Genomic DNA, 20,225 nt, shown 5'->3' on the forward strand with positions numbered 1-20,225 from the left:
AGGGCTTAGCGGCTGGCAGGACCGGCCGGCTTGCCAAACAGCACCGCAAGTTTTTGCCGCCAGGGGAGGCCGCGGGCCTCTTGCAGCATGTCGCGCCACTCATGGAAGGTGAGGGTGAGCGGGTTGAAGCTGTGGATGGGCTTGGTGATGCCGAAGCGACACGGCTCGGCGGGGTCCTCTTCCACGAAGGTGCCAAACAGCCTGTCCCAGATAATGAGCACGCCGGCGAAGTTGCGATCTATGTATTTGGCGTTGCTGGCGTGGTGCACCCTGTGGTGGGAGGGGGTGTTGAAAACCCACTCCAGCCTGCCGAGCTTGCCCACCACCTGGGTGTGGACGAAGAACTGAAAACCCAGGCTCAAGAGCACGGTGGTCACCACTGCCTCGGGCGGGAAGCCGATGAGGATCATCGGGATCCAGAACAGCCACATGCCGGAGACCGGGTACATCAGGCTCTGGCGAAAGGCGGTGGAGAGGTTGAGCCGTTCCGAGCTGTGGTGCACCACGTGGGAGGCCCACAACCAGCGCACGTGGTGACTGGCGAAGTGGAACAGCCAGTAGCAGAGATCCTGCAACAAAAAGAGCAGCAACAGGCTCCAGAGGTTGAGATCGATATCCAGCAGCCGCCAGCCCCAGAGGGCGTCGTAGAGGTAGGCGATGGCGATGGCCGTCAGCGCATCGCCTCCCTGATGCATCAGCGCCAGGGTGGCGTTGGCGAAGAGATCCTTCCACTGGTAGCCGGCGGTGGGATAGGCGGCGCCATGTTTGCGCAGATAGAGCATTTCCCAGCCGATGAAGGCCAGAAAGAGCGGCGAGAGGTAGAGCAGGATCAGTTGCACATCCATGTCGGGTATCCAGTCAGAGCAATTGCTCTCCAGCATAAAGGATGAATTTAATCTTTCATTAACAATTTTCGCCCGATGGCCGTCGCCATCTGACGCTGGCGGCAGGAGTCTGCAAGTGCATGGCCATGAAAGGGCGTGATGGTCCTCTGAGCCATGGCGCAGTGACTATGCTTGATGAGGTTTTCTACCTCTGGAGTGGCAGATGATGCGGCTGTGGTGTTGTTTGTTGATGGGGGTCTGCCTACTGGCGCAGGCCAAGACCCGGGTCGAGATCCTGGCCGATGCCAACTATCCGCCCTACTCCTGGCAGGAGGGGGAGGAGGTGAAGGGGATCTATGCCGACATAGTGCGCAGCGTGACGGCCTCCATGGATGAGTACGAGGTGGTGCTCAAGGCCATGCCCTGGCGACGGGGTCTCAGCATGGTGGAACAGGGCAGTGCCTTCGCCATCTTTCCACCCTACTACCAACCCGACAGCCGTCCCTGGATGTGGCCCTACTCCCAACCCTTGCTCGACGAGGAGTTGGTGGTGATGTGCGGCGCCGGGGTGGCGGTCAATACCCCGCAGGCGCAGTTCCCGGTCGACTACTACGGGCTGCGCTTTGGCATGAATGCCGGTTTCACCATCGGCGGTGCCCCCTTCTGGCAGGCCGTCCAGCAGCAGAAGATCGGGTTGGAGGAGGTGAAGAGCAACCGGGAGAACTTGCTCAAGATAGTGCGCGGCCGGGTGGACTGTACCGTCAACGACCGCCTCTCCCTGCTGTATGAGTTGCTCAACATGATCAAGGGCAACCAGCTGGCGGTGGCCGACATGTCCCAGCTCAAGCAGGGGCCAGTGCTCAGCAAGGAGCAGGGATTCCTCGGCTACAGCCGCAAGGGGGAGTTCGACTTCAAGCAGGACTTTGCCGAGCAGTTCGACAAGCGGCTCTACGAGCTCAAGAAGCGGGACGGGATCCGAACCATAGTGGAGCGTTATCTGGGAAAGTCCCCGCGCTGAACTGATAAGGGAGCCAGTCAGATTCAGCCGGTAAACACAGGGTTTCTGCCACAGCAGAGGGACTGAGGGTCCCTCTGCTGTTTTTGGTGGGGCACCGGTCACGGCAGCGGGCAAGGCTGCACCACAGGGGTCGCCGGCACAGATCCGGGTGACCATCACAGACCTTGCACGCATCACCACCATCTGGCGACTGGTCTGTTTGATAAATCAATGTAACCTGTTGTTTTTATATGATTAGCGAGGTTGTTATGCAGTGGGTGAAAAGAGGGGTTGTCATCGCCCTGGTGTGGAGTGGCAGTGTGTGGGCCTGATCCCGCTCAGGAACTGGTCAACCTGCTCAACAGCGAGCAGCAGGCGGAGCAGCTGCAGGCCCAGATGCAGGCACAGATGATCCCGCTGATCATCCGGGGCGCCGGTGAACATGCACAGGAGTTGGCCCAGCACCGCGATGTACTGGAGGCCTGGGTGAGCCGTTACCTCTCCTGGGGGGCCATGAGTACCGAAGTGGCCGCTATCTACCGCAAGCATTTCACCGAGGCTGAGCTCAAGCAACTGATCGCCTTTTATCAGAGCCCGGTCGGGAAGAAATCCCTGGATACCATGCCGGCCATCTTTCAGGAGAGCTCGCTGGTGGGCCAATCTCTGGCCGAGCGCAACATGCCGGCACTGCAAGCCATGCTGGATGAAGCAAAACGCAACGCGACAAAATAGATATGGTCGGCAGGGCATCAACGAAAAGAGGGAGCCATGGGCTCCCTCTTCTGCTTTTTATCGCCGGCGCTATTACAGCACCTGGCTCAGGAACTGGCGCAGGCGCGGGGAGGGTGGATTGTCAAAAAAGTCCGTCGGCTTCTCGTCTACCAGCAGTTCGCCGCTCTCCATAAAGAGCACCCGATCTGCCACCTCACGGGCAAAGCCCATCTCGTGGGTGACCACCACCATGGTCATCCCTTCGCGGGCCAGTCCCTTCATCACGTCCAGCACCTCGCCCACCATCTCGGGGTCGAGCGCGCTGGTGGGCTCATCAAACAGCATGATGCGCGGCTGCATGGCGAGTGCCCGGGCAATGGCCACCCGCTGTTGCTGACCGCCGGAGAGCTGGGAGGGATAGCTCTCGGCCTTGGCCGACAGACCAACTTTGAGCAGCAGAGCCTTGGCTCTGTCTTCGGCATCGCGACGCGACAGCCCGCGCACCTTCTGCGGGGCGAGGCAGATGTTGTCCAGCACGTTCAGGTGGGGGAAGAGGTTGAAAGACTGGAACACCATGCCCACCTCTTCCCGCAATTTGTTGACGTCCCCCGGCTCGGTCAGGCTGATGCCATCCACCACGATATTGCCGTCGTTGATGGTCTCCAGCTGGTTGAGGGTGCGCAGGAAGGTGGACTTGCCAGAGCCGCTGGGGCCGACGATCACCACCACTTCCCCCTCGGCGACCTGGGTACTGACGTTCTTGAGGGCGTGCACCTCGGTGCCGTAGAACTTTTCTACACCGCTGGCTTTGATAATGGGATCAGTTGCTGCGCGCATATTTCACCTCCAGACGACGCACCAGGAAGGAGAGAGTGCCAGTCAGCACCAGATAGAGCAGGGCCACAGTGAACCACACCTCGAACGGACTGAAGGTGGAGCTCACCACCTCGCGCCCCGCCTTGGTCAGATCGGTGATGGAGATGACAGAGACCAGCGAGGAGTCCTTGATAAGGTTGATGAACTGGCCGGCCAGCGGTGGCAGCACTCGCTTGAAGGCCTGCGGCAGGATGACGTAGCGCATGGTCTGGGCCGAGGTCATGCCGAGGCTTCTGCCCGCTTCCATCTGCCCCTTGTGGATGGAGCTGATGCCGGCACGGACGATTTCCGCCACGTAGGCGCCGGTAAAGACCACCAGTGCCGCCACCCCGGCGGTGAACCGGTCGAGGTTCAGCACGGTGCCGATGAAGAAGTAGACGATGAAGATCTGCACCAGCAGCGGGGTGCCACGGATGAGCTCCACGTAGGTAACCGCCAGGTTGCGCAGGGCGGGGTTGGGGGAGAGTCGGGCCAGCCCGGCCAGGGTGCCGAGCAGGATGGCGAAGATGCCCGCCACCAGCGAGAGTTTGACCGTGACCCAGACGCCCCAGGCGATGGGGCCGGCAGTCCAGCTCAGCTGGGTGTCGAGGGTGTCGCCGCGAAAGACGGTGTCCCCTTCCGCTACCTGGCCGCCGCTGATGGCGATGGCTTGGCGCTGGTTGGGATCGAGATCGTTTTGCAAAAACAGTTTGCCCTTGTCGGCCTCTGTGGTGCCGGCGACCACGGTACCGTCAAATTCGGCGTAATTTTTCTGTTCTGCCTGATAGGCGATGTACTGGGGGATCCGCTCCCAGCGCCAGGTGTAATCCACCGATTGCACGGCCTTGTAGATGCCAAAGATGGCGGCCAGCACGATCAGCAGGAAGATCCCGTGCCAGAGCAGTTGATTGGGTTGTTTTTCCATCTGTCTTGTTGGGTTGTGCACTGTCGCAACCTCGTTGTAGTTATTGTGTGGGGATCTGCGTGAAGGGGCGGCGGGCCGCCCCTTGCGAGGTTACTTGAGCTGGTTCAGCCAGGCGGTGGACTCGAACCACTTCTGGTAGAGGCGGTCGTAGCTGCCGTCGCCCTTGATTTGGCGCAGGTAGTTGTTGAACCAGTTGAGGGTGTCCTGGTCGCCCTTGCGGATGGCCCAGGCCAGCGGTTCGAAGGTGAACGGCTTGTCGAGGTGCACCACGGCGCCCTTGTTCTGGGTGGCGAAGATGGCGTTGTAGGGCAGGTCGTAGACGAAGGCATCGACCTTGCCGTTGATCACTTCCAGCTTGGCGTCATCCTGGGTTTCAAACTGCAGCAGGGTGGCTTTCGGGATCAGACGCTTGACTGCCTGCTCGCCGGTGGTGCCGAGCTTGACCGCGATCTTGTACTTGGGATCGTTGAGGTCGGTGAAGGATTTGATCTCGCCAGCCTTGTCCTTGCGCAGGACGATGGTCTGCCCGACCACGATATAGGGGTCGGCAAAGTTGACGCGCAGGTTGCGCTGAGGGGTGACGGTCATGCCGCCCATGATGACGTCGAACTTGTCGGTCAAAAGGGCCGGAATGATGCCATCCCAGGCGGTGTTGACGAACTCGACCTTCACGCCCATCTCCTTGGCGACCATCTTGGCCAGATCCACGTCAAAGCCGATGTATTGGCCCTGCTTGTTGGTCATTTCGAAGGGTTGATAGCCGGCGTCGAAACCGACCCGCAGCACGCCGCGCTCCAGCACGGCATCCAGGGTGGAAGTGGGCGCCGCATTGGCCAGCCCGCACAGCAGCAGGGTAGAAAGAATGAGTTTTTTGATCATAAGTGACGTCTCTGTCAAAAGTGTGTTCGGCCTTGAACCTGATCCCGTGCGACTCCGTGGCACAAGAGACTGCTGCATCCGGCAACAGGGCAAGACAGGATTATTGTCTTGATTGAGGCAAAAGCCCCATATGAGATTCTATTTGCCGCTCGTTGAGTGAAAAATGTACCAAATTCCGATTGTGCCAGATGACTCAATAGGTTAGTGGCGCTTTTTCCCCGTGGCGACACTCATAAAATCACACGAAAACAACATATCTATCTAATGAGGCGGGTTCAAGCCAAAAATGTATTCAGCACATTTTGTTACAGGCCAGCCCGCCATCAGCAGTGTCAATTGTTGCTCACCCGGCCGCCAAGTGCCAAAAAACAGATTCGAATGAATTTAGTACGTGCGATTGCCGCCCACCAAATGGTTTTTAATTGAGGATTTAGTCAGACGCCGCTGGGTCTTGTTTTGCGCTTCCAATATACTCAGTTACCTTCGTTTAGTGGCACTGGTATGGACGCCTCAATACTGCTCAAGCTGGATGTATTCACCCTGATGATCATGGCGCTGGGTGGCTACAGCCTCGGCTTCATCACCCTCTCCATCATCTGGTCGACCCACAGGGAGATCCCCGGACTCGGATACTGGTGGTGGTCCAGTCTGTTCGCACTGGCAGCCCAGAGCCTCTTTACCCTGCAGGCCTTCATGCCGAGTCTGGCGGGGATCTGGCTGGCCAATCTGCTTATCACCGTCTGCATCGCCCTGATGCCGCTGGCACTGCAGCGTTTCTTCGGCCAGCCCCTCAGCTGGTCTGCCAGCGGCTGGTTCATGCTGAGCTATGTGCTGATCCTGAGCTGGAGCATTGCCTTCAACGATCAGATGGCTCCCCGGGTGCTGCTGGCCTGCCTGAGCTACATGGTGCTGGGGGCGGTGATCGTCTTTCTCATCTGGCGGCACGGCTATCCCGCCTACCTGCCCGCCGTACTGGTGTTCACCGTGGTCAACATCCTGCTCTACGGCTTCAACCTGCTGCGCATGGCATTTCTGCTGCAGGGGGACGCCAGAGTCTTGATGGATCAGAGCGGTGTCAACGTGCTGCCCTTCCTCTCCATGCTGATGGGCAGCTACCTCTCCACCTTCGGGGTGCTGCTGCTCTGCACCCAGTACCGGGCACTGGCCCTGCGCCAGCAGGCGAGCCACGATCCGCTCACCGGCCTGCTCAACCGGCGCGGCTTCATGGAGCTGATGGCCCGGCGCCGGATGACCGAGTTCGGTGCCCTGGCGGTGCTGGATCTCGATGACTTCAAGCAGATCAACGATCGCCATGGTCATGAGATGGGGGATAGAGTGCTGGCAGCGGTGGGGGCCTATCTCGGCGCTCAGCAAGAGCTGGTGGCCAGTCGCTTTGGCGGCGAGGAGTTCGTGTTGCTGCTGCCCAAGGAGGATGAAACGGCGCAGCAGCAGCGCTGCGAGCAGATCATCCGCTCTCTGGCGGCGCAGGACATGCAAGGGATCGGCATCACCGTCAGCATGGGGCTGGTGCGCTGCCAGCACAGCTGGCACTTCGACACCCTGTTCAGCCAGGCGGATCGCGCCCTCTATCAGGCCAAGCGGGAGGGCAAGAACCGGGTCTGCCGGCTGGCGCAAGCCTAGCCGGTCAACCTGCGTCGCGGGGGCGCGGTGCCTGCGCCTTGAGGAAGGGGAGCAGCAGCAGGGCGGAGACGCCGGCGGCCACCGAGATCACCACGAAGAAGCCCTGCCAGTGCCAGATCTCCAGCACCCTCGCCAGCGGATAGCCAGAGAGCGCCGCCCCCATGTAGGCAAACAGGCCGACGAAGCCGGTGGCGGCCCCCGCCGAATTCTTGTGGGAGCACTCGGCCGCCGCCATGCCGATCAGCATCTGGGGGCCGAACACGAAGAAGCCGATGGTGAAGAAACAGGCCGCCTGCATCACGTAGCTGAAGAAGGGCATCAGCCAGAGCGATCCCACCGCCAGCAATATTCCCACCGCGAAGATGAGGTTCATCGGCCCGCGGTTGCCGTTGAACAGCTTGTCCGATCCCCAGCCCGCCACCAGGGCACCGATAAAGCCCCCCACCTCGAACATGGAGATGGCCGAGTTGGCGCTCATCAGATTGAAGCCTCGCTGCTCGGTCATGTAGAGATTGCCCCAGTCGTTGATGGCGGTGCGCACCACGTAGACCAGCACGTAGCAGCAGGCCAGCAGCCAGATATAGGGGTTGCCGAGCACGTATTTGCGCAGGATCTGGCGAGGGGAGAGGCCGGCATCCTGGGTCTGCTGGGCCAGCTCCATGGCATCGTTTCGCCACTCGCCCACCGTGGGCAGTCCCATGGCGCTCGGGGTATCGCGCAGCCGCCAGCAGAGGAACAACCCCGCAAGGATGGCGATAAGGCCGGGCACTATCATGCCGTAACGCCAGCCGTGCTGCAGGGCCAGGGTGCTGACGATGAGGGGAATGAGCGCGCCGCCCACGTTGTGGGCCGTGTTCCAGGCTGACCACCAGAAGCCGCGCTCGCTGCGCGAGTACCAGCTGGTGAGCAGCTTGGAGCAGGGAGGCCAGCCCCAGCCCTGGAAGAAGGCGTTGGCCACCCAGAGGGCGGCGAACAGCCACAGCGACGACGAGAGCCCGAACAGTATGTTGATGACCCCGGTCGCCATCAGCCCGAGTCCCATGAAGTAGCGCGGGTTGGCGCGGTCGCTGATGATGCCGGAGAAGAACTTGGAGCAGCCGTAGGTGATGTAGAACAGGGTCCACAGCATGCCGATGTCGGCCTTGTTCAGCATGCCGCTGGCCAGCATGTCCGGCATGGCGAAGTTGAAGCTCTTGCGGGTGAAGTAGAACACCGCGTAGCCCAGATACATGGTCAGCAGGATGTGCAGCCGCCAGTGGCGATAACAGGCGTCGATCTCGGCCTGATCGCGGATGAGGGGCTGGGGCGGTGCGCTTCTCATGAAGCTGAGCATCAGGCAGTTCTCCCCTGCGGCTGGGTGTTACTCATGACTCTCCTCCCGTTTGCGGCCGGGCAGGGTCACGGTCAGCTGGGTGCCGTGCACGCAGGAGAGCTGCAATGCGCCTCCCAGCGCCTGCACCCGCTCGCGGATGCCGAGCAGGCCGTAGCCCTGGGGCGTGCGGTGTTCCGGCAGGCCGCAGCCGTCGTCTTCCAGCAGCAGAGTCAGTCGCTCGCCCTGGCGGTGGGCCCGGATGGTGACCGAGCTGGCATTGGCGTGTTTCACCACGTTGTTGAGCCCCTCCTGACAGACCCGAAACAGGGTGACCCGCTGGGCATCGGAGAGGCCGGCGTCCGCCAGCTGCCACTCGAGCCGGGTGACGATGCCGCGGCGCTCCAGCTCCAGCTCCCGCAGCAGGCCGCGTACCGCCTGCTCCAGGCTCATGTCGTCGAGCTGGCGGGGGCGCAGCCGGCCGAGCAGGCCGCGCACCGCATCGTAGATGCCCAGCGACAGCGTCTCGATGAGGGCGCTGCTCTGGCCGACCCCGGCATTGTCGGGGGCGAGGCGGCGCACGATGCCGGCCTGGGTGCGGATGGCGGTGATGGTCTGGCCGATGTCGTCGTGCAGCTCGCGCGCCACCTCCTTGCGGATGCTCTCTTCGGTTTCCAGCAGCCGCTCGGTGAGCTGGCGATTGTGGGCGAGCTGGCGGGTCAGCGCCTGGTTGAGCTCGCGCTGGCGCTGGATACCGGCGCCGAGCAGCAGGCCGGTGAGGCTCTGGGCCAGCAGGGAGAGCAGCAAATCGAGCGGATGATCGTGCCAGGCCTGGCCGGCCATCAGCGCTACCGTGTTCATCAGGGTGGCGAGCAGGGCCCCCTGCCAGCCGTAGCGCCAGGCCATGGCCATGATGGGGATGGCCAGGCAAAACGGGGTGAAGCGCACCAGCGAGTCCGGCAGGCCAAGCTGCAGCCAGAGGCTCAGCACGAACAGCAGCAGATACCAGACCAGATGGCGAAAACGCCAGTCCACCGGTTGATCCACCAGAGTCGGCCCGAGCGGCACCCAGGTGGCGCGGGTGAGGTAGTGCCAGATCAGCATGCAGGTGGAGGTCAGCGTCAGCCCGCCGGTGAGGGTGAGCAGCAGCGCGGTGAGGCCATCCTCGCCGGCCAGATGCCAGAGCAGGGATTGCAGCCCCGCCGCCACCGTGACGGTGGCCAGCAGTACCAGCAGCTGTTGCCAGTCGTTGCGCACCGGTTGGCGGCGGGCGATGAGCAGCGGCAGCAGGGTGAGCAGGCTGCCGGCCTGAATGAGCGGCCACAGCGGCAGCCCCACCTCCTGGTTGAGCCAGTAGAGCAGCAGGGATTCGCACAGCAGCAGCGGCGGCCAGTAGGAGATCGGGCTTTGCAGCAGCAGCCCCAGACGCAGGCCGAAGGGGAACAGCAGGGCCGCCAGCATGGGCGATCCCGCCAGGTGCAGGCCGATGCTCCACAGGCAGAACCAGCCGGCGGCAAAGATGAAGCAGGCCGCCAGCGAGATGGCGACATAGCTGGCAAGACGGGGGATCACCAGCTGTCCAGCATGCGGTGGGCCAGCTCCACGTTGTTGCTGACCTTGAGTTTATCCATCAGGTTGGCGCGGTGCACGTGCACCGTCTTGGGGGAGAGACCAAGCTGCTCGGCGATGGCCTTCACCTCGAGGCCCCGCGCCAGCAGCTGCGCTACTTCCCGCTCCCGGTTGGTGAGCGGATCCTGGCTGTTGCAGGCCAGCTTGTGGGCGATGTCCGGGGTGAGGTAGCAGCCGCCATGGGCGGCGGTGCGCACCGCGGCGATCAGCTCGTCCGGGCTGCAGCGCTTGGAGAGGAACCCCTTGGCGCCGGCCTGCAGCGCCTGTTCGATCAACGCCGGGCTGTCGTGCACCGACAGCATCACCACGGCGAGGCCGGAAGGGAGGCGCTTGAGCAGATCCAGCCCGGACTGGTCCGGCATGGAGATGTCACACACGCACAGTTGCACGCCGCTGCCGGGCAATCCCGCCAGCGCCTCGGCGGCGGATCCGAATTCGGCCACCACCCGCAGGTCGGGTTCGAGATTGAGCAGTTGGGCAAAGCCGGAGCGGACGATCTGGTGATCGTCGATGAGGGCAATCTTTATCATGATGTCAGCCTGAAATCTGCGGCCAGGGGGCTGGCGCGGCCAACAAGATACCTGCCCCCTCGTCCGGGCTCAAGAGAAAGCAGGGCATGTGAGCGGGATCGGCGGCGCTTCTGTGGCAAAGCTTGATCGGGATCAGGGGCGGGCACGTGCGCAGGCCTGCGACAGCGGCTTGGCACGTACCCGGGAGGGTTAGCGGTGCAGCTCGCCGGCACGCTCCGGCTGATAGACCACTTCCAGGATCTCCACCTCGATGGTGCGACCGGCCGGGCCGGGCCAGGCGATGCTGTCGCCTACCTTCAGGCCGAGCAGGGCGCTGCCGACCGGGGCCAGCACGGAGATCTTCGACTCGTCACCCTGTACGTCCTTGGGGTAGACCAGGGTCAGGCAGAACTCGTTGCCGCTGCTCGGCATCTTGAAGCGCACCGTGCTGTTCATGGTGACCACGTCCGGCGGCATGTCGGCCGGCTCGCGCATCTCGGCGCGATCCAGCTCCTCCTGCAGGGCCAGGTGCTGGGGATGGTTGCCGAGCAGTTGCTCGATGCGGTCGAGATCCAGGCTGGAGATCACGAGATGAGGCTGTTTCATAAGATATTCCTTATCAATGGGTTAAAGGACCAGGATGACGGGCAAGCTGGTCGAAAAAGAGTGTGCGATACGAAAAAACAGATCGGGAATGCGATGCCCCCGAACGACTCGCTGTCGGAGGCGAGGGCGGGGGCTCAACGGGGTGTGAGCTGGCTTGATAAAATAATGAGCGCTTTCATGGGGATACCATAACCATTCTGGACTGCTTTGGCAATTATCCTGACAAGCTTGTCAGGGGGCCTGGTAATCGTACTGCTTGATGATGCGCGCCAGGCTGCCATCGTCGTGCATGGTGGCGATGATCTTACGCCAGCGGGTCGCCTCGGTGGCCGGGAAACGAGGGCTGGCGGCCAGATAGAGCGAAGCCCGCTGCAGGGTGTCGCCACGCACCAGATCCGCCAGCGGCAGGCCGGCCTGCTGCTGGTTGTAGCGGGCGCTGTTCCAGGCCACCGCCCAGCCCTGGATGCGGCCCAGCGCCAGCTTGCTGGCATTGTGGATCTCCTCGGCCACCAGCGCCTGTTTCACTTGTGGATAGGGCTGCAGCAGGCTCTGGCCATAAGAGCCGCGCATCACGCCGACGGTGAGGCCGGGCAGCTCTTTGCTGGTGATGGGGGCCGGGTGGTACTGGCGATGGCTGACCAGCACGAAGGCCTCGTCCAGCAACGGCGCAATCCACAGGAACTGCGGCTCGCGCTGGGGGCTGCGCACCGGTGGCACCAGCAGCACGTCCTGGCGGTGGCGGGTCTGGCTGAGGGCACGGGCCAGCGGCATCAGCTCGATGGTGAGTGGCTCCTTGAGGCGGCGGGCCGCCTCCTCCAGCACCTCGATGGCCATGCCGCTCGGGGCGCCCTGATAGGAGCGAATGACATAGGGGGGGATCTCGGCGGCGATGACCACCACGGCCTGGGCCTGGATGGCGGGGAAGAGCAGGGCGCAAAGCAGCAAGAGCAGGGAAGTACGCATGGCAGGCCGGATCCGGGATGAGTACACAGAGTGTAACATCCCGTCAGCACAAATCAGCTCACCCCATTCGGGGCGTCCCGTCAGTCGAAGAAATCCCGCAGATCCAGGGTCTGGTAGCCCTCCAGCTGCTGCCAGGGCAGGCTCTTTGGCAGGGGCTTGAGGGTCACCTCCATCCGGTAGCTGCGATAACCGTCGAGGCTTGCCGACTCCACCACCAGCGGCAGCTGCCAGCGGCTCGACCAGAGGATGCGGGTGCGCTGGTTGCCCTCGCGTTTTTCATACCAGCGTGCCTGTTCGGGGGCCGCCTCGTCGAGGGGGGTCATCTCCTGCAACAGAGCCGGGTTGATGAGGTGGCGGATCCGCGGCCAGTCGGGCTTGAAGGCCACCTGGCCGTACTCCTCCTCCGGCACCTCCACCAGCTGGTTGTGCCAGCTGTCGGCGTAGCGCAGTTGCAGCATCCCCTGCTGATCGCGGGTCACCCAGCGCGCCGCCATCTGGTGGGTAAAGTGCTTGTGACCCGGGGTGGCATCGTGGGTGGCGTGATAGGCGCGGGCAAGGGGCAGCGGGATGAGCCGCTGGCTCCACACCTGATCGCCAACCCGCAGCCACTTCTCCTGCCACTGGTTCTCCTTGCTGATGCCGTCGCTGCTGGTGACCCTGTCCTGATAACGGATGCGGGCGGCCAGATCGGGGACTTCATCGGCCAGGAGGGGAAAAGCGAGGCTGCTGGCGAGCAGCCACAATGGAAGTAACAGTCGCATCATGGGGGATCGCTCGAACGAGCAGGGCCCGGCACCCTGCCGGGCCCTGCCGTTTACAGACCGAGCGCCTCCTTGAGCTTGCCGAACACCTTGGTGTTATCCAGCGTCCCCTTGAAGCGGCTGCTGCCGGCGCCGTCGGCAAAGAGCATCACATCGCCGCCGCCGTGGGTTTCGGAGCCCAGCTTGACCCCGGTCTCTTGCAGGTAGTCGTCCGCCATCACCTGATCGCTGGTGAGGGTGGGGCGCACGTCGGCGCGGTTGGGGCCGTTGCCGAACACCAGGGTGGTGAAGGGTTTGCCATCCACGTCGTTCTGGGTCGAGCCGTCGCCATTTTTCACCAGGTCCAGCACCTTGTTGCCCTTGGCGGAGTAGCCGTTGATGGTCATGGTGTGGTCATGGTCGGCGGTGACCACGATCAGGGTATCTTTCAAATCCACCTTGCCGAGCGCCGTCTTGACCGCGTCGTCCAGCGCCACCGCATCGGTGAGCGAGCGCTTGGCATTGGTGCCGTGCAGGGCGTGATCGATCCGGCCCCCTTCCACCATCAGGAAGTAACCCTGGCTATTCTGGCTGAGCAGATCGATCGCCTTGGCGGTCATCTCGGAGAGTGACGGCTGGGTACTGGCCGCCCCCTTGGCGACGCGGTCCAGCTCGTAGTCGAGGTGGGACTTGGCGCTGAACAGCCCAAGCACCTTGCCCGAGTTGATGCCAGAGAGCTCATCTTTAGTGGTGACGTAGCGATAGCCCTGGGCCGTCAGCTCGGCGGTGAGATCCCGCCCGTCGGCGCGGCCACCCTTGTTGCTGGTGCTGTTGTAGGGCGTCCAGTGGTTGGCGCCGCCCCCCATCAGCACGTCGAGCCCGTCCCCCAGCGCCTGGTTGAAGCCGGCGCCGCCCGGTACCGCCTGCTCGGCGATGGCGTAGGCGGCATCCCGATGGCAGATGTGGGAGTAGGTGGCGGCCGGGGTGGCATGGGTCAGCTCGGTGGTGGTGATGGCCCCCACCGACTTGCCAGCCGCCTTGGCCAGCTCGAGAAGGGTGGGCACCGGCTTGCCGTTGTCGCTGGTGCAGTTGTTGACCCCCTTGTTGCCGTTGGCGTCCTTGCCGGGCGCGACGGCCCTGGTGTCGCTGCTCATGGCGATCACCTCGTTGTTCATCTTGACCCCGGTGGTGTAGGCCGCCATGGAGGGGGCCGAGTCGGTGGTCTGGGCATCGTTGGAGAAGGTCTTGATGCGGGCGCTGCGGGCCAGCTTCATCATCTCCAGATTGCCCTCTTCTCCCACCTTGTAGAGGCGGGTGGCGGTGAGCACGCTGGGGCCCATGCCATCGCCGATGAACAGGATGACGTTTTTGGCGTCGGCGGCCTGTGCCTGGGCCGCGCCGCCGAGGGCGGCCAGCAGGGCGGTGCTGACCAGGGTTTTATGCAGGTTCTGCTTCATGGATTGGTTGATGGTTCTTTTCATGGGAATGCTCCTTACAGCCCGGCCGCAGCCTTGACCTTGCCGAACACGGCGGTGTTGTCGAGTGAGCCGTGGAAGCTATCCGCTCCCTGGCCGATGGCGCCGAGGAAGACGTCGGTGCCGCCGTGGGTCTCGTTGCCTATTTCGCCCACCTTGACCACCACCTCCTGGTGATAGTCGTTGGCGGAGACGGTGGCGTCGTCCAGCGGCGCCACGCTGCTGCGCGGCCCGTCCACCCGGTTGTAGCCGTTGCCAAAGCCGATGATGGTGTAGGGCATGCCATCGGCATCCTTGCTCGGCTCACCGGTTTCGTAATTCTTCACCAGCCCGAGCACGCCGGGGTTGTCGGCGGTGGTCTTGCCGGTGCGCTTGGCATAACCATTCAGGACTAGCGTGTGGTCATGGTCGGCGGTGACCACGATCAGGGTGTTTTTCAGCTCGGGATCGGTTTTCTTCACCTCGTCGAGGGTCGCCTTGATGGCGTTGTCGAAGGCGAGGGTGTCCTGCAGGGCACGCTTGGCGTTGGTGTCGTGCAGGGCGTGGTCGATGCGACCCCCTTCCACCATAAGGAAGTAGCCCTGCTTCTGGTCTTTGAGCTGCTTGATGGCGGCCAGGGTCATCTGGGCCAGGGAAGGCTCGCTGGCGGACCGGTCCAGGTCATATTTCATGTGGCTTGAGCCAAACAGCCCCAGCAGCGGCTTGCCCGCCTCGGCCTTGTTCAACTCGTCCAGATTGCCGGCAAACTGGTAGCCCTTGGCCTTCATCTCATCGATGAGGTTGCGGCCATCCTCGCGCTTGCCCTTGTCGGCCTTGGGTAAGAAGAAGCTGCTGCCGCCGCCGAGCACCACGTCCACCCCCTCTTTGAGGGCGCTGTTGTAACCGGCACCACCGGGCACCAGCTGGGCGGCGATGTCGGCTTCCAGATCCCGGTTGCAGAGGTGGGCATAGGTAGCGGCCGGGGTGGCGTGAGTCACTCGGGTGGTGGTGACCACGCCGGTGCCGCGGCCGGCGGCCTTGGCCAGCTCCAGCAAGGTGGTGACCGGCTTGCCGCTGCTCTTGCTGCAGTTGCTCTCCTGGGTGGCGTCGCTGTCCATGCTGATGACGCCGTTGTTGCTCTTGACCCCGGTCATGTAGGCGGACATGGAGGGGGCCGAGTCGGTCACCTGGGCGTCGTGGGAGAAGGTCTTGATGAAGGCCGTCTCCGGCAGGGTATCGATGGTGAGGCTGCCCTCTTCACCGACGCCGTAGATGCGGGCGGCGGTCAGGGTATTGAGACCCATGCCGTCGCCGAGGAAGAAGATCACGTTCTTGGCGCCGGGGGCGGGCGCACTGCTGTCGTTGTTGGAGTTGCAGCCGGCAGCCAGGGCGGCGCCGATCATCAATGCAAGTCCTGCCATCTTTCTCATTGGGGTTCGCTCCTTGTAAAACCTGAGCGCAGCCTAGAGGTCGCAGATGACACTTTTAGTGAAACGGGATGACAATCCGATGAAGGTGTTGCGTGAATGTTATGTTGTATCAATAGCTTATATTAATGCAGCCGGAGCACGGGATGCCGGTGGGCGAGGGGGCCGGGTGGGAGATAATCTGGCTGGATTGCGGGCCGGCGGCTAGAATGGCCTGTCAAATCAGGGCGTGTGCAGGTAAAATGCGCCCCCTTGCGACGCCCTGCGTCCGCCACCGCTCGCCGCTCGCACCACCGCAAGCCAGCGCCCGCAGTCCCTAGATGAGAGTAACGGATATGTCCATCAACTGGTTCCCCGGCCACATGCACAAGGCCCGCAAAGAGATTGCCGAGGTCATGCCCCAGGTCGATGTCATCATCGAGATGCTCGACGCCCGCATCCCCTTCTCCAGCGAAAACCCGCTGGTGCCCGAGCTGCGCGGCGATACTCCGGTGATCAAGGTGCTCAACAAGGCGGATCTCGCCGACCCCGAGATCACCGAGCTGTGGGTGGCCCACATGGAGCAGGAGAAGGGGATCAAGGCGTTGCCTCTGACCCAGCAGGAGCCGGAGAAGATCAAGCAGCTGCTGACCCTTTGCCACGAGATGCTGCCGGAGCGCAACCTGGAGCTGCGCGGCGTGCGCGCCATGATCATGGGCATTCCCAACGTGGGCAAATCCACCCTGATCAATACCCTGGCCGGGCGCATCATCGCCCGCACCGGCAACGAGGCGGGGGTGACCAAATCCCAGCAGCGGATCAAGCTCGACAACAACGTCATCCTGACCGATACCCCGGGGTTCTTGTGGCCCAAGCTCAACCCGCCCTCCTGCGGCTACCGCTTGGCGATCACCGCCGCCATCAAGGACACGGTGTTCGACTACGCCGACATCGCCATGTTTGCCGCCGATTACTTCATCAAGGCCTACCCGGAGCGGATCCAGGCGCGCTACCAGCTGAGCGAGCTGCCGGAAACAGAGATCGAGCTGCTGGAGCTCATCGCCCGCCAGCGCGGCTTCATGCGCAAGGGCGGCCTGGCCGATCTGCACAAGGCGTCCGAGATCTTGGTCAACGAGTTCCGCTCAGGCTTGTTGGGCCGCATCTCGCTGGAGACCCCGGCGATGGTGAGCGTCGAGATTGTGGAAGCCGAGGCGGAGGCCGAACAGAAGGCCAAGGAGAAGGCCGAGCGGGAAGAGGAGCGTCAGGCGCGGGCACGTCGCAAGTACGCCAAGAAGCGTCAGCGCTAACCGGCATTGTGTCTGGTACTCACGAAGAGGCGACCCTGGGGTCGCCTCTTCGTTTTTGGGCAGATTGAGCATCAATGACGAAGCGGCTTGGCCACTGAGGTGGCGTACTTTGGTGTGCGTGCTCCGCGGCCCTTTTCATAGCGCCGCGCAAGGTCGATGGGGATGATCGACCGGCCATGTCCTCACCAACACTGCCAAACTACCCGTTAATCAAGGGGATAAGCCGGCTGCCGAGCAAGTGCAGCTCTGTGCCAAATGAGGATTTGTTGCCAGCGCGAAAAAAACATCCCCTGCGCCAATTAACGCCGATTGACAATGGCATTGGCGGTGGCATGATGCGCTCGCATTTTGACTCTCCGCACGGTATTACCCATGACCACCTACACCCGGCCAGTGCTGTTGTTGCTCTGCGGCCTGCTGTTGCTCACGCTGGCCATCGCGGTGTTGAACACCCTGGTGCCGCTCTGGCTGGCCCATGACAATCTGCCGACCTGGCAGGTGGGCATGGTCAGCTCCTCCTATTTCAGCGGCAACCTGCTGGGCACCCTGCTGGCGGGGGCGCTGATCAAGCGCTACGGGTTCAACCGCAGCTACTACCTGGCCTCCGCCCTCTTTGCCGCAGGTTGTGTCGGGCTCGGTATCACCCTTGGTTTCTGGAGCTGGCTCGGCTGGCGGTTCCTCGCCGGGATCGGCTGCGCCATGATCTGGGTGGTGGTGGAGAGCGCGCTGATGTGCAGCGGCAACGCGCGCAATCGGGGGCGGCTGCTGGCCGCCTACATGATGGTCTACTACCTGGGGACCGTGCTTGGGCAACTGCTGGTCAGCAAGCTGCCGACCGGCCTGATGGAGGTGCTGCCCTGGGCGACCGGGCTGATATTGGCGGCTATCCTGCCGCTGTTGTTCACCCGCATCGTCAGTGAGCACAATGAGCAGCAAGGGAGTACCCGGGTCTGGCCTATGCTGCGGCTGCGGCAGGCGCGGCTCGGGGTCGATGGTTGCATCATCTCCGGCATGGTGTTGGGGTCGCTGTACGGCCTGATGCCGCTTTATCTGAACCACCGGGGGGTGAGCGATGCCGGCATTGGCTACTGGATGGCGGTGATGGTGAGCGCGGGTATCCTGGGGCAGTGGCCGGTGGGCCGTCTGGCGGATCGGCTCGGCCGCTTGCCGGTGCTGCGGGTACAGGTGCTGGTGGTGATCCTGGGGTGCGGGGCCATGCTCGGCGGCGTGGCGATGGGCCCGGCGCTGTTTGTGCTGGGCGCCGCCGGTTTCACCCTCTACCCGGTGGCCATGGCGTGGGCCTGCGAGAAGGTCGAGCATCATCAGCTGGTGGCGATGAATCAGGCGCTGCTGCTGAGCTACACCATCGGCAGCCTGCTGGGGCCGGCCTGTACCGCGCTGTTGATGCAGCACTACTCGGACAATCAGCTGTTCATCGTGATCGCCGGCGTGTCGTGCGTTTATCTGCTGATGTTGCTGCGCAAGCTGGGTGAACACCCGACGCCGGTGGCCCACGCCTGAACGGGGGCAGCAGGACCCCAATCTCGCTTCCCGACAAGGGGGCAAGACGGTGCTAGGGTGCCCGGTATCAATAGGGTACCCGGTATAAAGAAGAGGCGGCCCCAGGGCCGCCTTGTTGTTTGCAACGGTTGCCAGTTAGAGCTTCATGGAGAGGAGAGATTGACGAAGAGATGAACGGCTAGCCGTAGCGCTTTTTCGCCTCTTCAAACAAGGACATATGCAGCGGGATCAGTTGCTGCCAGTCACGCCGGTAGCCGCCGCCCGGCACGGCGGCGATGGGCAGCCCGTGCCGCAGTGCGCAGTCAAAGACCATGGCATCGCGCTGGCGGACCCCTTCATCGCTCAAGGCGAGATAGCCAAGCTCGTCGTCCTTATGCACATCGACCCCGGCCTGATAGAGGATGAGGTCGGGGGTGTAGAGTCGCAGCGCCAGGTTGAGCGCCTCTGCCAGCGTGGTGAGATAGGCATCGTCCGTCATGCCGCTTGGCAGGGGAAAATCCATGTGGGAGGCGGGCTTGTGGCGGGGGAAGTTGTGCTCCCCGTGCAGGGAGAGGGTGATGATGTCGCGCCGCCCCTGGCACAGTGCTGCGCTGCCGTCCCCTTGGTGTACATCGAGATCGACGATCAATACCTGCTCGCAGCGCCCTTCGTCCAGGCACATCTGGGCGGCGATCACCAGATCGTTGAAGAGGCAAAAGCCGCTGCCAACATCCCGATGGGCGTGGTGATAGCCGCCGGAGATCTGCAGGCCGCAACCCTGCTCCAAGGCGTGGCGGCTGGCGGCCAGGGTGGCTCCCACCGAGCGCAGGGTGCGCTCAATCAACAGGGGCGACCAGGGGAAACCGAGCTGGCGAATGGCGCCTGCATCAAGGGTGCCGGCGAGGGCTGCCTCCACATAGGCGGCATCGTGCACCCGTTTTATCTGCTCAGGGGTGGCGGGGGAGGCTTCTGCCAGCGGATAGCCGAGGCTGCCGAGCCGTTCGAACAGCGCCTGGTACTTGGCCAGCGGGAAGCGATGGCGCGCGGGCAGGGCCAGGGCGGAGTAGAGGGGGTGATAGAAGATGCGCAGTGACATGACGGCAGGGCCTTGGCAGAGAGGCAGATATGAAAAAGGGGAGCCAGGCTCCCCTTGTCGCACGAAACGAGTGCTCGCGCGCCATTACTGCTGCTGGATCACCCAGATCTGGAAGGCTTTGCGAGTCTCCGCATCGGCCTTGTTGTACCAGTTTTGCAGCTGGGTCAGGGCTTCCGGGTTGCTCTGAGCCTTGCTCGGGGCTACTTGCACCGGGGCGCTGTTGGCGGCCATGACGGCGGCGGTGGAGACGGCGACAGTGGCCGGCTGGTTGAAGGCCTTGCCCATGTTCAGCAGCTCTTGCTGATAGTCACGAGTCAGCTGGAAGCCTTCGACTTTCGGCAGCACGAACTGCTCGCTGGCGACGACCTGGTTGCTGCTCTTGTCTTTCAGCGCGACTTTCTGCTCTTTGACGAACAGCTTGGCTTCAGCTTCGTTGCGCGGCTTCTTGTAGTCCAGCACCAGCTTCTGGTTGTCGGCGGCGGTGAAGTTGATCACCAGCGGCTCGGCAGTGACCAGCTTGGTCTCGCTGCGGCTGGAGTAGTTGCCTTCAAAAGCGACAACCAGTTGGTGCTTGCCCGCTTTGATAGGATAGGTACTCGTCTTGTCGAGCAGCTTGGGATTGATGGATTGGCCATCGATCAGCTGTACGACGTAGGGGTTGGTCACTTCCAATTGGGCATCGGCCAGGGCACTACCTGCCCACAACAGACCAGCCAGGGCCGGCACCAGAACAGTCAGTTTCATTTCATCTCCTTGAACAGTCGGCGAGTGCCCACTGAAAAACAGGGGCTCATTTTTACAGGTTTGCCCAAGGGCAGCAATAGGCGTTTATGGCGCCTGGGTTGCCTCTCGGCCCCGATGTTTAAAGCGAACG

Annotated in this window: 19 protein-coding genes; 5 read left to right on the top strand and 14 right to left on the bottom strand. The window is 62.9% G+C overall.

The window, feature by feature from the left end:
- Nucleotides 1-5 precede the first annotated feature (5 nt).
- Entirely contained in the window at nucleotides 6-845 is an 840-nt protein-coding gene (locus PG899_RS06520) for a sterol desaturase family protein (protein WP_252410801.1), read from the bottom strand.
- Nucleotides 846-1,074: 229 nt separating this feature from the next.
- On the opposite strand from PG899_RS06520, the gene PG899_RS06525 reads away from it, so the two are divergent.
- Together PG899_RS06525 and PG899_RS06530 are read left to right on the top strand one after the other, a co-directional pair.
- Nucleotides 1,075-1,842 carry a substrate-binding periplasmic protein gene (locus PG899_RS06525; protein WP_252410875.1) on the top strand — a complete coding sequence of 256 codons (768 nt, stop codon included), beginning with the start codon at nucleotides 1,075-1,077 and terminating at the stop codon, nucleotides 1,840-1,842.
- A gap of 297 nt (nucleotides 1,843-2,139) precedes the next feature.
- A complete protein-coding gene (locus PG899_RS06530) occupies nucleotides 2,140-2,553 on the top strand; it encodes a DUF2059 domain-containing protein (protein ID WP_270697292.1) in 414 nt (137 codons plus the stop codon).
- Nucleotides 2,554-2,625: 72 nt separating this feature from the next.
- Here the strand turns inward: PG899_RS06530 and PG899_RS06535 are convergent, their stop codons facing one another.
- The 3 genes from PG899_RS06535 to PG899_RS06545 all read right to left on the bottom strand — a co-directional run bounded on the left by PG899_RS06535 (nucleotide 2,626) and on the right by PG899_RS06545 (nucleotide 5,191).
- Nucleotides 2,626-3,369, bottom strand: coding sequence for an amino acid ABC transporter ATP-binding protein (locus PG899_RS06535; RefSeq protein WP_011706607.1), 744 nt, complete (start codon nucleotides 3,367-3,369; stop codon nucleotides 2,626-2,628).
- Entirely contained in the window at nucleotides 3,353-4,312 is a 960-nt protein-coding gene (locus tag PG899_RS06540; protein ID WP_270697293.1) for an amino acid ABC transporter permease, read from the bottom strand. The genes PG899_RS06535 and PG899_RS06540 overlap by 17 nt, the downstream gene beginning before the upstream one ends.
- A 90-nt stretch (nucleotides 4,313-4,402) precedes the next feature.
- A complete protein-coding gene (locus tag PG899_RS06545; RefSeq protein WP_016351298.1) occupies nucleotides 4,403-5,191 on the bottom strand; it encodes a transporter substrate-binding domain-containing protein in 789 nt (262 codons plus the stop codon).
- Between the two features lie 501 nt (nucleotides 5,192-5,692).
- Here PG899_RS06545 and PG899_RS06550 point away from each other — a divergent pair.
- On the top strand, nucleotides 5,693-6,832 hold the full coding sequence (locus PG899_RS06550; protein WP_190284042.1) for a GGDEF domain-containing protein: 1,140 nt from the start codon (nucleotides 5,693-5,695) through the stop codon (nucleotides 6,830-6,832).
- Nucleotides 6,833-6,836: 4 nt separating this feature from the next.
- On the opposite strand, the gene uhpC is transcribed toward PG899_RS06550, so the two are convergent.
- The 8 genes from uhpC to PG899_RS06590 form a co-directional block, all read right to left on the bottom strand.
- Complete coding sequence (uhpC, locus tag PG899_RS06555; RefSeq protein WP_077095391.1) at nucleotides 6,837-8,165, bottom strand: MFS transporter family glucose-6-phosphate receptor UhpC; 1,329 nt, start codon at nucleotides 8,163-8,165, stop codon at nucleotides 6,837-6,839.
- Nucleotides 8,166-8,192: 27 nt separating this feature from the next.
- Nucleotides 8,193-9,713 (bottom strand): signal transduction histidine-protein kinase/phosphatase UhpB, encoded by a 1,521-nt coding sequence (gene uhpB / locus PG899_RS06560; protein WP_011706602.1) that lies wholly within the window; start codon nucleotides 9,711-9,713, stop codon nucleotides 8,193-8,195.
- Nucleotides 9,710-10,300, bottom strand: coding sequence for a transcriptional regulator UhpA (gene uhpA, locus PG899_RS06565; protein ID WP_011706601.1), 591 nt, complete (start codon nucleotides 10,298-10,300; stop codon nucleotides 9,710-9,712). The genes uhpB and uhpA overlap by 4 nt, the downstream gene beginning before the upstream one ends.
- Nucleotides 10,301-10,489: 189 nt before the next feature.
- On the bottom strand, nucleotides 10,490-10,885 hold the full coding sequence (gene rnk / locus PG899_RS06570) for a nucleoside diphosphate kinase regulator (RefSeq protein ID WP_011706600.1): 396 nt from the start codon (nucleotides 10,883-10,885) through the stop codon (nucleotides 10,490-10,492).
- 231 nt (nucleotides 10,886-11,116) lie between these two features.
- Nucleotides 11,117-11,887, bottom strand: coding sequence for a substrate-binding periplasmic protein (locus tag PG899_RS06575; protein WP_370539137.1), 771 nt, complete (start codon nucleotides 11,885-11,887; stop codon nucleotides 11,117-11,119).
- 41 nt (nucleotides 11,888-11,928) lie between these two features.
- A complete protein-coding gene (locus tag PG899_RS06580; protein ID WP_077095393.1) occupies nucleotides 11,929-12,612 on the bottom strand; it encodes a hypothetical protein in 684 nt (227 codons plus the stop codon).
- 50 nt (nucleotides 12,613-12,662) lie between these two features.
- Nucleotides 12,663-14,069, bottom strand: coding sequence for an alkaline phosphatase (locus PG899_RS06585; protein WP_405689665.1), 1,407 nt, complete (start codon nucleotides 14,067-14,069; stop codon nucleotides 12,663-12,665).
- Nucleotides 14,070-14,080: 11 nt separating this feature from the next.
- Nucleotides 14,081-15,472: an alkaline phosphatase gene (locus PG899_RS06590; RefSeq protein WP_077095395.1), complete on the bottom strand. Its 1,392-nt coding sequence runs from the start codon at nucleotides 15,470-15,472 to the stop codon at nucleotides 14,081-14,083.
- A gap of 332 nt (nucleotides 15,473-15,804) precedes the next feature.
- Here PG899_RS06590 and ylqF point away from each other — a divergent pair, with 332 nt between their 5' ends.
- On the top strand, nucleotides 15,805-16,755 hold the full coding sequence (ylqF, locus tag PG899_RS06595; RefSeq protein WP_016351290.1) for a ribosome biogenesis GTPase YlqF: 951 nt from the start codon (nucleotides 15,805-15,807) through the stop codon (nucleotides 16,753-16,755).
- Between the two features lie 372 nt (nucleotides 16,756-17,127).
- Nucleotides 17,128-18,276: an MFS transporter gene (locus tag PG899_RS06600; protein ID WP_077095396.1), complete on the top strand. Its 1,149-nt coding sequence runs from the start codon at nucleotides 17,128-17,130 to the stop codon at nucleotides 18,274-18,276.
- A gap of 178 nt (nucleotides 18,277-18,454) precedes the next feature.
- Here the strand turns inward: PG899_RS06600 and PG899_RS06605 are convergent, their stop codons facing one another.
- Together PG899_RS06605 and PG899_RS06610 are read right to left on the bottom strand one after the other, a co-directional pair.
- The gene (locus PG899_RS06605; RefSeq protein ID WP_190284043.1) at nucleotides 18,455-19,351 is read right to left on the bottom strand and encodes a histone deacetylase family protein; all 897 of its coding nucleotides are present in this window, start codon (nucleotides 19,349-19,351) and stop codon (nucleotides 18,455-18,457) included.
- An 84-nt stretch (nucleotides 19,352-19,435) separates the two neighbouring features.
- Complete coding sequence (locus tag PG899_RS06610) at nucleotides 19,436-20,095, bottom strand: YccT family protein (RefSeq protein WP_043121838.1); 660 nt, start codon at nucleotides 20,093-20,095, stop codon at nucleotides 19,436-19,438.
- Nucleotides 20,096-20,225 lie beyond the last annotated feature (130 nt).

Origin of the sequence: Aeromonas sp. QDB39 (genome assembly GCF_027707585.1) — a bacterium.
Lineage (GTDB): Bacteria > Pseudomonadota > Gammaproteobacteria > Enterobacterales > Aeromonadaceae > Aeromonas > Aeromonas hydrophila.

Coding starts and splice junctions, on each gene's coding strand:
- uhpC (WP_077095391.1), bottom strand. CDS start 8,165: ATGCTCAGCTTCATGAGAAGCGCACCGCCCCAGCCCCTCATCCGCGAT.
- PG899_RS06575 (WP_370539137.1), bottom strand. CDS start 11,887: ATGTTACACTCTGTGTACTCATCCCGGATCCGGCCTGCCATGCGTACT.
- PG899_RS06605 (WP_190284043.1), bottom strand. CDS start 19,351: ATGTCACTGCGCATCTTCTATCACCCCCTCTACTCCGCCCTGGCCCTG.
- PG899_RS06610 (WP_043121838.1), bottom strand. CDS start 20,095: ATGAAACTGACTGTTCTGGTGCCGGCCCTGGCTGGTCTGTTGTGGGCA.
- PG899_RS06590 (WP_077095395.1), bottom strand. CDS start 15,472: ATGAGAAAGATGGCAGGACTTGCATTGATGATCGGCGCCGCCCTGGCT.
- PG899_RS06550 (WP_190284042.1), top strand. CDS start 5,693: ATGGACGCCTCAATACTGCTCAAGCTGGATGTATTCACCCTGATGATC.
- ylqF (WP_016351290.1), top strand. CDS start 15,805: ATGTCCATCAACTGGTTCCCCGGCCACATGCACAAGGCCCGCAAAGAG.
- PG899_RS06535 (WP_011706607.1), bottom strand. CDS start 3,369: ATGCGCGCAGCAACTGATCCCATTATCAAAGCCAGCGGTGTAGAAAAG.
- PG899_RS06520 (WP_252410801.1), bottom strand. CDS start 845: ATGGATGTGCAACTGATCCTGCTCTACCTCTCGCCGCTCTTTCTGGCC.
- rnk (WP_011706600.1), bottom strand. CDS start 10,885: ATGAAACAGCCTCATCTCGTGATCTCCAGCCTGGATCTCGACCGCATC.
- PG899_RS06540 (WP_270697293.1), bottom strand. CDS start 4,312: ATGGAAAAACAACCCAATCAACTGCTCTGGCACGGGATCTTCCTGCTG.
- PG899_RS06600 (WP_077095396.1), top strand. CDS start 17,128: ATGACCACCTACACCCGGCCAGTGCTGTTGTTGCTCTGCGGCCTGCTG.
- PG899_RS06580 (WP_077095393.1), bottom strand. CDS start 12,612: ATGATGCGACTGTTACTTCCATTGTGGCTGCTCGCCAGCAGCCTCGCT.
- PG899_RS06585 (WP_405689665.1), bottom strand. CDS start 14,069: ATGAAAAGAACCATCAACCAATCCATGAAGCAGAACCTGCATAAAACC.
- uhpA (WP_011706601.1), bottom strand. CDS start 10,300: ATGATAAAGATTGCCCTCATCGACGATCACCAGATCGTCCGCTCCGGC.
- PG899_RS06545 (WP_016351298.1), bottom strand. CDS start 5,191: ATGATCAAAAAACTCATTCTTTCTACCCTGCTGCTGTGCGGGCTGGCC.
- PG899_RS06525 (WP_252410875.1), top strand. CDS start 1,075: ATGGGGGTCTGCCTACTGGCGCAGGCCAAGACCCGGGTCGAGATCCTG.